Raw genomic sequence first — 11957 nt, 5'->3', positions numbered from 1 at the left:
TACCTTATAAACATATAATTATGTTAAAAACACCGTCTATCCCCCGAGGAGATAAACGGAACAGCCTTTAGGATGAGCAGCAAGCCGATGAATCCGGTGCACAAGATGCTATCGGCTCCTCTTTATTCAGCCATTTTAAAATCTGCTTGGAGTCTGGCATACGCTCAAGAACGGCTTGAATATGCGGCTTGTCGTCTACATTTAAGGAATAGTATACCCACTGACTTCGTCGTTCTTCTTTTACAATTCCTTGCGACTTTAATTTTCTCAAATGTTGGCTAATTGCTGGCTGCGACATATCAAAGATATCTACAAATTCGCAAACACACCATTCTCTCTCTCTTAGCAGGGAAAGCATGGCCAGCCGAGTTTTATCGCCCAATAGCTTTAAATGATCGGCTATATAACCAAGTTGCTCCAAAGTGTAACCTCCTTTCATTTATATAACTGTATGCTTATATACTAATGGAGTATGTTTTTAATATCAAGAACAATAATACTTATCCATTCACCAATTGCATAATCCAGTCTTTTATATCAACGATTCGCAGTGTTTTGGGGCGTGTATTCGTTCCGGAAATAATTAATGGGACAAGGGAATCTTTTTCATGCAGCGATCCATGAGCTCCCCCTCCGATGTGGGTGGGAGAACTTTCACCGACGAGTTCATATCCGGGTTGTACCGTGACGACAATATATCTTCCTTCATGTGAATACATTGCCCCGTGTAGCCTCGCCAAAACGTCTGGATATTTTCCATATTTGATCCGGTTGTTATTTATCGTAATATCCACAAGGTCTTCTTCGCCCGACAATGTCCACGATTGTCCATATTCATCGGTGTATTTTCCACCAGGATGATAAGAAAACAGGGTACCCTTTTTCCCCTTTGTAACATGAATATTGTTTTTACCATCTTTCATAGCGATGATATCGAGCTTTTCCTCTTTTTGTAAGCGCTTCACTACATCAGATAACTCGACGTTATCATTAATCGCATAAACATAAGCCATTCGTTCATTCGTGGAAATGACAATTTGATCTTCTTTTTTTACTGATTGATTTAATTTTGCTATGCGGTAATGGTTTAACAGCGGCTTTATCTCAACAGTCGCTACCTGTCGATCATCATAAACCGCGCTTTGCGCACTATCACCCATGACAATCCATATCGCATTTTTTACAGCCTGTTCCCACGAACCGTATGCGTTCAACACGGTTTGCAGGGCTTTATCCGCTTTTTCAATTCCTTCCAACTGAGCCGGGCCTTTTTTATGCACCGAACTATCATTTTCTGGAAAATATGTGACAGTTACGCTTGGAAGTTTTTTTTGATTGATTAGAAAAGCGGTATCTTTTGCGGAAAACTCGTCGTTCATCCCGAATTTTTTCCACGGAGGAGTATTCCAGCTATTCTTTGGATCCAGTTGTGCAAAAGTTGCATAAGAAAACCATTTAGGTCCTGTTATTCTCAATTGTTCTGGCACACGATTGCTGTTCGTTATAAAGCGAGGTACTTTTAAGTCATGTTCCGTTCTTCCTCTAAAAACAATAGCGTTGATTGATGCCGATTCTTTTCCTTTGTCGGCCAGCTCTTCGTGAATTGTTTTTGTTTTTTTGTTCAAATGAACTTGATTTAACTGATAAATAGCATCCATAAATACTTGCATTTGATCTATCTTCAAGGCTTCTTTGGCACCATTGCCGTAGAGAATCATGCGTTTCTTTTGGTCGCTGTACCAAACGAGTCCAGGCACATGATGTTGGTCTGCATACGTTCCCGTTAATAATGTACTGTCGATTGTCACAGACATCGTGGGAAATGAACTCACTACCTGCGGGAAATATTGCCCTTGTTTGAGAAGATATTGCATTGCCGGTGCGCGGCCTGCTTGAATCGCATCTTGCAAAGGCTTATCCATTAAAGAATCAATCATGATGAATATGACCGGTTTGGCCTTATTATTCACTGGGATATGGGACTTGATGCTTTGTTGATTGAGCTGTTGACTGGAGTCCGCCCTGCAACCGACGAGTAGTAAACTTAAACTTAGCACTAGTACAATCGCAATTTTACACTTTATTCCCATTTGTGTATCCCCTTCTTTGAAAAACACTTTCCTTTGATTTTTTTATTTTTGCTTACACTAAAAAAAATTATTCCGAAATGAATTTTTTTGATCTAATAGGCCAAATTATCTCTAGTGACTCGAATAATTAGAAAGATGGTGAATTCCCATTAACATTCCGTTCTCACCTAGACTTTATCATTGGTTTGTCCGTCCGAAATGGTTTACTAAAAAATATATCCATGATTATGTACATTCCCATTTTTCTTTTGATGGACAAACTGTACTGGATTTTGGCTGCGGCACTGGAGCAAATTGCTCCATGTTTCACCCATTGTATTATGTTGGGATTGATCCTGACACCCAACGAATTGGTTATGCAAAGCGATTATATAGCCGCCATGCATTTCAAGTTTTAAATAGTAAGAAGCTCCCATTTAATAATGAGTCGTTCGACTACATACTTATTATCGCTGTATTACACCACATTTCTTCGGATGAAATATCAAGTTACATGAAGGAATTTCAAAGAATTCTAAAGCCTAACGGAACCATTATCGTTATGGAACCATGTTTATCCAAGAAAAAACCGCTATGTAACTGGTTTATGAAATGGTACGACAACGGGGAGTATATTCGTAATGAAAAAGAATATATTCGATTGTTTAGAGATCAGAATTATGATTGTAGAGTCATAAAACGATTCCGAAAATGTTTTTTATATCACGAGTTATTTTTTTCAGTAAAACCAAATTCTTCAAAGGGAGAGGAATATAACGATGACTACCACAAGCATAAACGGATACTCGATGCATTATATTGATTCCGGAAAAGGGTTCGCCATCCTATTCATTCACCCTCCAGTACTCACAAGCTTAAATTTCACATACCAAATCCAAGGACTCTCGCCCCATTTTCGAACTATAGCTTTTGATATTAGAGGACACGGTAAAAGTCAGCCTTCCCAGCAAACGGTTACTTACCCTCTCATCGCCCTGGATATTAAACATTTGATGGACCGGATGAGCCTTGATAAAGTATTTCTGTGTGGATATTCTACCGGGGGCTCGATAGTACTTGAATTCCTCTTGACTTATCCAGATCGGGCATGGGGAGGCATTGTGATCAGTGGAATGTCGGAAGTAAACGAATGGCGACTAAGAAATAAAATTTCTTTGGGCATTGCTCTTTCCAAAATCGGCACAATCGGTACGATTGCCCTTTCTAATGCTTGGTCACAAACGAAACAGCTATCTTTATTCCGTAAGTTATTCAACGATGCGAAGCAGGGAAATCCCAGGAATGTCGAACAATATTATCGATACAGCTTGAAGTACAACTGCACCTCACGGCTCGGGGAAATCCAGCTTCCTGTCCTGCTCGTTTATGGTGAAAAAGATAAGCACTTCCATCCCTATGCCAAAATATTGCATCAACAATTACCAAATAGTGAGCTGGTTTTCCTTAAGAAAGCTGATCATCGCCTTCCTACGAAGGCCGCCGGATTATTGAATGAACTGATCAAGCAGTTCGTAGATCGGTTCAGCCTTTAAGGCAAATCCTACAGGATAATTCCACATACATAGCTACATCCCACTCCTGTTACGTTAAGCGTCAATAGCCCCCCACCTGTTCAACATCCGCTGGCCATGACATGCGGCGGATGGGCATTCCTTCACGGACCCCGGCCGAAAGGCAGAAATCAGCACATTACATGCCGTTTTCTGCGCCATCGTCGCGCAACCTTACAAGAGTGTTAGGCAATTGTCATCTAGATCAATGGTATCAACCTAGCTGCTCCTCTATACTAATCCATTGATAGGATTATTTTTAAAAGGGGGAGTTGGCGTGAGGTTTTTTGAAATGCTGCTATTCTTTTCAAGTGCTTGTTTGTTGGCACTCCTGTTCATTATCAATCAACGTATCCGAAGACCAGCTTTGCTCCTGACAAGCGGAGCAGGCTCTATTTTTTTAGTGATACATTTGCTTGTCGAAGGATACAGGGTTCAGCTTTTATTTTTATACGGATTTACGATCCTGATGCTTATGCTCTCGCTTATAGACGTTTTCATAACGCTGAAAGTCGTTCGGACTGCCTCGCGAATCCGTAGGGTGCTGGGCCGCCTTTTTATCGTGATTGGGCTAATCGCAACGGCGTGCTTCCTCTATGTGTTTCCCGTATTCGACTTTCCGGCGCCAACCGGCGAGTTGAAGGTTGGCACGCAAGTCTTTCATTTCATCGATCCAAGCCGGGAGGAGACATTTGGCAAAACTGCGACAGGCAAAAGGGAATTGATGGTTCAGGTATGGTATCCGGCTCAAGCTGGCACCGACAAGTACGCTCCCTTTATTCCCGATACCCAGATTTTACGTTATATGGCCGCGGACTATGGCCTTCCCGGGTTTACTTTTCAACACCTGAAGTACGTATCCAGTCATGCTTATTCGGGGGCCGAAGTCTCTTCGGCACAGACTTCATACCCGCTGATCCTTGCGAATCCCGGCAACGGCTCTTCCAGGTTCCTCCACACGTCGCAAGCCGAAAATCTCGCGAGTCATGGATATATCGTGGCAGTGATCGACCACACCTACAATACATTTGCAACCGAGTTTCCGGACGGGCGAATCACGACCAGCGCAACCAACGACTTATTCTCACCCGCCCATGACTACCAGACGAGTAGAGGAAATCGCGACAAGTTGGGACAAGTTTTAACCGACGATGTGGCGTTTGCGCTGGACCAATTCGAGCTCATCCAATCGGGGCAGATTCCAAGTCATCTAAAAGGGAGGATTGATCTCGGTCATGTCGGGGTGTTCGGTCATTCCATCGGCGGAGCGACGGCCTATGACGCTTCTTACGATCCGCGAATCGCGGTTGGAATAGACCTTGATGGAGGGCTTTATCGACTGCGTGACAGAGAGGGTCTGCGAAAGCCGTTTTTGTTCATCAACTCGGAAAGCTATTTTGAAAAATTAAAAATGGTGATGGATAACCGGGTCTACACGGATGCAGAGCTTAACCGTATGGGCTCAACAAGAGAGTGGGAGGATCAAGTAACGGAAGATAAAAAGTTGGAGCTTGAACGGATGCGCGAAGCGGTCAACGAAGGGGGACAAGTCCTCTATATCGAAAATACGGAGCACTTGAATTTTGCCGACGTACAGTTCATTTCTCCGATTTTCGAAATGCTGGGCATTACAGGAAAGATTGCGCCCGAAAGAGCGAACTCCGTTATCAATGCCTATATGCTGGATTTCTTCGATAGGTATCTGAAAAATCAAGGCGGAATCTTAATGAAAGGACCGGATAGCCGCTTTCCGGAGGTGAAGTTCGTAACCTCGCTATTATAAATTACGGAACAGGCTACCGATTTTGATATGCTCCCCTTCAGGTAGGCAGATTTAATAAATAAACCGCTACTTGAAGGGGAGTTTTCCTTTGTCTAAGAAGAACGAATACAATGCGATTGAGAAACTAGCCATCATACAGGAGTTAAAAGCAGGACAGAGCAGCCGTGTGGAAGTAGCCAAAAAACATAACATCAGAGTTACCACCTTAGTGAAATGGCGACATCGCTATGAGTTGTACGGAATGGGGAAGCGAAAGCTATGAGCAAGGGGCGGTCTACCAATCATCAGGAACGAATAGACATGTTCTTTACTGTCTTGCCCACGATCATGACTACCGGAAGACAGCGGAACAGTATCAGGTTTCCTATCATCAGGTGTACCAATGGGTCAAGAAGTATAAGGAGCACGGTCCAGATGATTTGTGCCGCTTGTCATGCTCATCAAAGTGAAAAATAATATATAATATTTTACACCATGTAAATATACAAATTATGCTAAAGTCATATATAGTTTGGTTGGGATAGGTATGTATTCGGAAGGAGTGTAAAAATGAAATGCTAAAGCGTATTCAGAATCTTTTTGTTATCCCTAACTACCCATTGTTCATGATCTGCATGTTATTGCAAGGCATGGCTATATCCATCAGCGCACCTTTTTTAGCTGTATATTTTACAAGTACACTTGGCATATCTGTGGGAACCTTTGGTGTGTTTACAGCGGTAACTTTGATTTGTGGCATATGGATAAGCTCTCTGATTGCCAAACGTTCTGATACCGGATTAGATCGCAAACAAATTTTGGTGATTTGTACGTTATTTAATGCCATAGCCTTTGCAGGATATCTTGTAATCCAAAATTTTTATGTACTTTTTGTTTATATGACGATCTTTACGGCCATTGGTGCTCCTGGGATGCCGCAGTTATTTGCCAGTGCACGTGAAGCAGTAGATCGCAGTAAATCTGCGGATCACGCCTTTGCTAATTCAACACTTCGGTCTATGTTTTCTCTCGGATTTATTACCGGGCCGCTTTTTGGTTCCTTTTTGATTGCACATACGGGCTTTAAAGGTATCTTTATGGGGACGACCTCTATTTTTGTTCTTATTGCTGTTCTTTTATTCTTTTTTATCCAGCAGCCTCCCGCTCAGCTTAAACATAAGAATCAACTTTCACTTCATAACATTACATTACATAAAAATATTGAGATTCTGATCCCTTTCTCGGTTCTTACTTTGCTCTATACGTCTCACTGGATGAATAGTTTAAATATTTCCTTGTTCATCATTTACAATTTAAAAGGTGACACAAGTGATGTTGCCCTAGTATCCAGTATTTGCGCCATTTTAGAAATACCTTTGATGCTTATGCTAGGCGTACTAGCAGCTAAATACTCCAACCGTTTGCTTGTATTTTTAGGGGCATTAACAGGAGTTGTCTATTATATCCTTGTCCTTATGTCTACGGAGATGTGGCAGCTATTCGTGGGGCAACTTCTTCTAGCCTTCTTTGTTGCAGTGATTTCTGCCATTGGCATTAGTTACATGCAGGATTTGTTGCCCTCTCTTCCAGGGTACGCTTCGACGCTATATTCCAATGCGACAACTATCGGAAGACTGGTGGGGAGCTTGATGGGCGGATTAACCGCTCAATGGATGGGTTACCGAAACACCTATTGGGTATGTTTGGCCCTAATCATCTGCTCCCTGGGTCTCCTGGCAATTTCGAAGAAATTAGAGTTTGAAAAATCTGCTGCTTTAAAAGAAAGGAATCACAGTATATAGACTGCGCTTATTTTTCTATGGTGGAGAAATGACTCATAATTGTATCTGCCGCATGTCTGTACCCACCAGCCTGGCGTAATGATTCGCCGATCACATGAGCCTGTTCTTTATAGGTTGGATGACTCAATACCTCTAATAAGGCAGCTCTCAAACTAGCGGGTGTAAGCTTATTTTTATCCACAACAACACCCGCTCCCAGTTCCTGCACCCGACTAGCTACGATCGGCTGATCCGATGTTAAAGGAATCATGACCTGCGGTACATTGTAATATAAGGCTTCACTTGTACTGTTCATCCCCGCATGTGTAACAAAAGCGTCCACATGCTGAAGCATTTCCAATTGCGGAATATAAGGCTTGATTATAAAATTGTCAGGGATACATGGGGCCAATGGCTCCATGTCTGTATAATTGCCTGAAGACAGCACAAACTGCACAGGCAAATCACGAAATGCTGCAAAACAAAGCTTATAAAATTCCAAGTCTTTATTCAAAATAGTACCCATCGAAATGTAAACCGCCTGTGGATGCAGAACACGAAGTTGTTCGAACGGGAAAGATGGAGCATCTTTACGCGGTACAATAGAAGGACCTGTAAAAATAAAACTGTGATCCAGTTTTTCAGCTTGCGGTTGAAAATAGCGGCTTGTATAAACGATTCTTAAGCGCCCGCCATGAGGAGCAATCTTTTCTATAGCTGGAGCCTCAACCTGAAGCTCATTAGCTAGTTGATGCGTTATTTGCATCGTAGCCGTGTATAACTTCTTTACCTCCGGATCATTGTCATTCATGCCTTGCCCCGATCCCAATGGCTCTACGAAAGCAAAAGAAGCGATAGAGCACACAGCAGGGATTCCTAGCTTCTCAGCAATAATCGTGCCTCCCCAGCCCATCAAAGAATCATAGATTAAATAATCATAGGTTCTGTTTTCAATAACTCTCAAAACCTCTGGAATAATCGGAAGAATCATACCTTTTACCATCATGTACACAAATTGATAATGATGTTTGTATTCTGCTGGCTTTAAATCAGAGTCTTTAGAAAAAGCATCATCAACAAAAGGGTAGGTGATCATCTGTGCTCCTGTCTGTTGAATTCTCGTACGATATTCTTCCGTACACACATAGTCAACATCCTCCCCACTGTCTACCAACCTTTTCACTAATCCTAATGTCGGATTAACATGGCCTTCAGCTGGCGTGATCACTACTAACACACGTGCCATACCTTACACCTCCAAATCAATAATAAATTTCAATTTGAGATAAATGCACTTTTAACATAGCAAACTTTTACCATATAAACAAGTTTTTTCAATATCGAAAATCAAGTATGTATCCTCTACTCAAACTATAGAAATAAGCGAGGCTGAACGCTAGAAGCGCTTGCCCCGCTTAACCACTGAACATCAAATTTAAAGACGCCAATCCCAATGATCTATCCCGCTCAGAACAGCTTCAACGGTGTACTGACTTGCTTCATCAGCGGTAAGCTGTTTGGCCCAAGATACACGCCCGCTACTTCCTGCACCTGGTCCAAAGTTGTCAAACTCTCCAAATCTTGCGGTCTGCTCATTGGATTCCTTGCCCCAATTGTTCCAGCCGCCCGGCTTGATATGGTCATCCATATAGGTCTTCAAAAAAGTAACATGAGCGTAAGGGCGCCATGGCCGTCCAAGATCTACCTTGCCTGTCAAGCCATTTTCTGCTGTAAGACGACATTGAATAAATACAAAGCCCGGCTTGTTCTCTTCTGTTGAAGCTGCTGTCACATATCCAGCACGCAGGCTGTGTATGATCGAATTATCAAACACGGCAGGTGCATTGCCAAATATAAAATCTACACTACCACTGATGTAGCTGTCCTTAAAATACTGTCTGCCACGGTTCACAAGCAACGTATCCTGTAGGCCGGTAATTTTGACATTGTGGTACTTACCACGATCACCTTCGGCATATAACGCTACAGCCTGCACCTGCCCGGTTCCTTCTGTATTGGCAACCGTGACATTCTCCAACACAAAATCGGGACTTTGCACACGCATTGTATAGCTGTTGCTTGTTCCTAATTCTTTTCCGTCCACCACCGTTTTGGCCGTATCATCAAAAGCAATGATCGTTTTGTCGCGATCTTCTCCGATAATACTCAGATTTTTTTTGGAGGAATTCACCTTTATTTTTTCACGATACGTACCGTTTTTGAGATGGATAACTGTCCTTGTGTTGCTGTCGTCAGGGACTGCGTCAATCGCTGCCTGGAGAGATGTAAAGTCAGCAGGGCCATAGGTCGCTACCACCACACTAGTGGGATGAGTTCCTCCTGAGTCTGTCAGGTTGCGGATAGTGACATTGCTGAATTCCGACGTATTGTAATTCCATACATCGTTTTGTTGTTTGGATGCATCGGTGGCCAACCCGAACAATAGCGGCTGATTATCCGGCACATCTATAACAGTTTCACCAACCTTCTCCCAGTTCGTCACACCATCTGCGGATACCCAGCCGGTAACCTTTTGTCCTTGTCGTACCAGACGAACCGAATATGGCGTTGCAATAAACGTCTCCATTGACGCACGTTTCGTCTTACCATCCGTTTGATCACGACTGATAAGAATACCCTGTTTGCCATATTTAACAAATGCTAAAGACATAAAAGCCATTTTTGATCCAGACTTCAGCGATTCACGAATCATTACACCCGCTTCGGCATTATCATCCACCGGAGTAATTTGTTCCACACGGGCTGTAATTTCAGTGTCACCTTCCCATTTTTGATAAGCATAATGGAAAATATCTGCCTTACCGTCAACGTCTCCCGCTGACTTCAGTCGTATACTGCTGCCGCTTGCATCTTCTTTTAAGACCTGAGTATGCCCTTTTATATAACCATCGTTGCCCTCAGAGCCAATCTCTTCGCTGAGCCAACTTCCCGATGGCGCAGTCGTATTGACGTGAATGGTAACAGGATTGGAAAATGCAGCAGTCCCCATGCGGTCGGTCACCCGTACAATAATATTATGGGTACCGTCTGTTACATGATTCCAATCGAGATGATAAGGCGCGGTCTCTACTTTACCAACAAGTTTGCCATCAATGATAAATTCAACATGAGCAATACCATCTTTGTCCTTGGCTGTTGCTGTTATGGTCGCATCACGGCCTGCTTCCAAAATATCGTTATGCTTTAGTGAACGTCCGTTTGTATCCGACACCTGAACGACGGCCTCTGGATTATCCACCTCATTTCCATTCGACAGCTTCTCAATAAGATCATTTAAATAGACCTCCAAATTGGTATATCCCTTGACAAAATGAGTATACGTCCCTGTGCCGGCAAGCCCCTGACCGTTACGGTCATCTGCATTATTGGGGTCCAGTCCATGGGCACGTTCCCATTCATCCGGCATTCCATCATGGTCACTGTCAGAAAGCTCCGTCGTCGTTACGTTAGAATCGTCGTAAATCCACCCTGCTTCACGCGGAGAGTTAATAAACGCACCCGTTCCATTCTTCACATCATTCATAATTCGGGCGTCCACCGCATCTCTTCTTGGCAGCGTGGCTCCTGAGCCGGCAAGCACCTCCGTATATGCGGTTTGTGCATCTGTCGCTTGATATGGACCATACGCATCCGGTGAAATTCCGTTGTCGTATTCCCCTCTGACTTCAATCGGCTTCGCCAAACGGGTGGAAGGATCAATAATTGACCCAATGGATGTGCCAAGCTGCCAGTTGTCTTTCGTAACCGAGTCATTGCCGTACATGTAGTTACCACCAATAAAGATGCGTGTTTTATATTTTTTACTACCCACGTCTACAAAAATTTGACCGCGAACGTCCTCATATGTGTTGGGGCCATACTTATAATAGTTATTCAGCACATTATACGATCCTTCACCCCCACCGTATGAAGAGAAAAATCCCCAGTTATAAATGACATTATTGGCCATTTCTACAGCGTCGATTTGTTTTTTATCGGTTGGAAAACGCGGATTACGACTTGCATTGTGAGCCAACAAATTATGATGATAGGTGGAATTTCGTCCGCCCCATATGCCGCCATAGCCGTGGCGACCTTTCTGATGCGTGGTCATTAGCATACTTTCGGACGCAATGGACCATTGTACCGTTGTATTGACGTTGTCATACAGGCTCAGTACCTCATCCACCGACCAGCTAAAGGAACAGTGATCAATCATTATGTTTTTATGGTATCTGGCTCCTAACGCGTCATCCTCACTGGGGTATCGGTCGGTCAATCGGAAACGCAGGTAACGGAGAATGACGTTATCTGCATCAATCCCTGTTGTGTAATCGCTTACAGTTATACCATCGCCAGGAGCTGTCTGACCCGCAACCGTCAGGTTGTTTCCCAAGATTTTAAGTGGCTCCTTGAGATGAATCGTTCCACCCACCCGGAATACGACCGTCTGATTATCGGAGCTGACCGCTGCACGAAGAGATCCGGGTATTATCTGTTCCCCTTTGCCGTAGTCTGCCAGCGTGGTAACCTCATACACTTCACCTCCGCGTCCACCGGTAACATATTTACCGCCACCCTCAGCCCCCGGAAACGCCGGAATATCCGTCGCCACTTTTGACACCTTTGCGTTCTCTGTTCCTACCGCAGTCTCCGCTTGGATTAGTGGTGGGCACAAGGTCAACAACAATGAACCCACAACCACATTACATAGCACCTTTTTCCATGTACGCTGCTTGCTCATATTCTGTTTCCTCCCTAAGATTTTCTTCCA

The 11957-nt window shown here is 43.5% G+C and carries 11 protein-coding genes; 6 read left to right on the top strand and 5 right to left on the bottom strand.

Annotation, left to right across the window (positions count from 1 at the left end):
- Positions 1-67: 67 nt before the first annotated feature.
- Entirely contained in the window at positions 68-421 is a 354-nt protein-coding gene (locus NLX78_RS13115; protein WP_061828949.1) for an ArsR/SmtB family transcription factor, read from the bottom strand.
- A gap of 79 nt (positions 422-500) precedes the next feature.
- Positions 501-2090, bottom strand: coding sequence for an alkaline phosphatase family protein (locus NLX78_RS13110; RefSeq protein WP_254350635.1), 1590 nt, complete (start codon positions 2088-2090; stop codon positions 501-503).
- A gap of 142 nt (positions 2091-2232) precedes the next feature.
- On the opposite strand from NLX78_RS13110, the gene NLX78_RS13105 reads away from it, so the two are divergent.
- Both NLX78_RS13105 and NLX78_RS13100 read left to right on the top strand, forming a co-directional pair.
- On the top strand, positions 2233-2892 hold the full coding sequence (locus NLX78_RS13105) for a class I SAM-dependent methyltransferase (RefSeq protein ID WP_367988192.1): 660 nt from the start codon (positions 2233-2235) through the stop codon (positions 2890-2892).
- Positions 2849-3622 (top strand): alpha/beta fold hydrolase, encoded by a 774-nt coding sequence (locus NLX78_RS13100; RefSeq protein WP_254350634.1) that lies wholly within the window; start codon positions 2849-2851, stop codon positions 3620-3622. Before NLX78_RS13105 ends, NLX78_RS13100 begins: the two co-directional genes overlap by 44 nt.
- 54 nt (positions 3623-3676) lie before the next feature.
- On the opposite strand, the gene NLX78_RS26540 is transcribed toward NLX78_RS13100, so the two are convergent.
- Entirely contained in the window at positions 3677-3802 is a 126-nt protein-coding gene (locus NLX78_RS26540) for a hypothetical protein (RefSeq protein ID WP_302057376.1), read from the bottom strand.
- Positions 3803-3917: 115 nt separating this feature from the next.
- On the opposite strand from NLX78_RS26540, the gene NLX78_RS13095 reads away from it, so the two are divergent.
- From NLX78_RS13095 to NLX78_RS13080, 4 genes are all read left to right on the top strand, one after another.
- Positions 3918-5423, top strand: a complete 1506-nt coding sequence (locus tag NLX78_RS13095) for an alpha/beta hydrolase family protein (protein WP_254350633.1) — start codon at positions 3918-3920, stop codon at positions 5421-5423.
- Positions 5424-5511: 88 nt separating this feature from the next.
- Positions 5512-5685, top strand: a complete 174-nt coding sequence (locus tag NLX78_RS13090; RefSeq protein ID WP_254350632.1) for a helix-turn-helix domain-containing protein — start codon at positions 5512-5514, stop codon at positions 5683-5685.
- The gene (locus tag NLX78_RS13085) at positions 5651-5872 is read left to right on the top strand and encodes a helix-turn-helix domain-containing protein (RefSeq protein WP_254350631.1); all 222 of its coding nucleotides are present in this window, start codon (positions 5651-5653) and stop codon (positions 5870-5872) included. Before NLX78_RS13090 ends, NLX78_RS13085 begins: the two co-directional genes overlap by 35 nt.
- Before the next feature lie 105 nt (positions 5873-5977).
- Complete coding sequence (locus tag NLX78_RS13080; protein WP_254350630.1) at positions 5978-7204, top strand: sugar efflux transporter; 1227 nt, start codon at positions 5978-5980, stop codon at positions 7202-7204.
- Between the two features lie 7 nt (positions 7205-7211).
- On the opposite strand, the gene NLX78_RS13075 is transcribed toward NLX78_RS13080, so the two are convergent.
- Positions 7212-8429 (bottom strand): macrolide family glycosyltransferase, encoded by a 1218-nt coding sequence (locus NLX78_RS13075; RefSeq protein ID WP_254350629.1) that lies wholly within the window; start codon positions 8427-8429, stop codon positions 7212-7214.
- 189 nt (positions 8430-8618) lie between these two features.
- Complete coding sequence (locus NLX78_RS13070; RefSeq protein WP_254350628.1) at positions 8619-11927, bottom strand: pectinesterase family protein; 3309 nt, start codon at positions 11925-11927, stop codon at positions 8619-8621.
- Positions 11928-11957 lie beyond the last annotated feature (30 nt).

This window comes from Paenibacillus sp. Lou8.1 (assembly GCF_024213565.1).
In the GTDB taxonomy this organism is placed as follows: Bacteria; Bacillota; Bacilli; order Paenibacillales; family Paenibacillaceae; genus Paenibacillus; species Paenibacillus polymyxa_B.
Note: the sequence above shows the minus strand (reverse complement) of the source record. Positions and strands in the feature narration are given on the sequence as shown.

Excerpts from the sequence above, each read along its gene's own strand:
- NLX78_RS13110 (WP_254350635.1), bottom strand. The coding sequence starts at position 2,090 with ATGGGAATAAAGTGTAAAATTGCGATTGTACTAGTGCTAAGTTTAAGT.
- NLX78_RS26540 (WP_302057376.1), bottom strand. The coding sequence starts at position 3,802 with ATGGCGCAGAAAACGGCATGTAATGTGCTGATTTCTGCCTTTCGGCCG.
- NLX78_RS13070 (WP_254350628.1), bottom strand. The coding sequence starts at position 11,927 with ATGAGCAAGCAGCGTACATGGAAAAAGGTGCTATGTAATGTGGTTGTG.
- NLX78_RS13080 (WP_254350630.1), top strand. The coding sequence starts at position 5,978 with ATGCTAAAGCGTATTCAGAATCTTTTTGTTATCCCTAACTACCCATTG.
- NLX78_RS13100 (WP_254350634.1), top strand. The coding sequence starts at position 2,849 with ATGACTACCACAAGCATAAACGGATACTCGATGCATTATATTGATTCC.
- NLX78_RS13085 (WP_254350631.1), top strand. The coding sequence starts at position 5,651 with ATGAGTTGTACGGAATGGGGAAGCGAAAGCTATGAGCAAGGGGCGGTC.
- NLX78_RS13075 (WP_254350629.1), bottom strand. The coding sequence starts at position 8,429 with ATGGCACGTGTGTTAGTAGTGATCACGCCAGCTGAAGGCCATGTTAAT.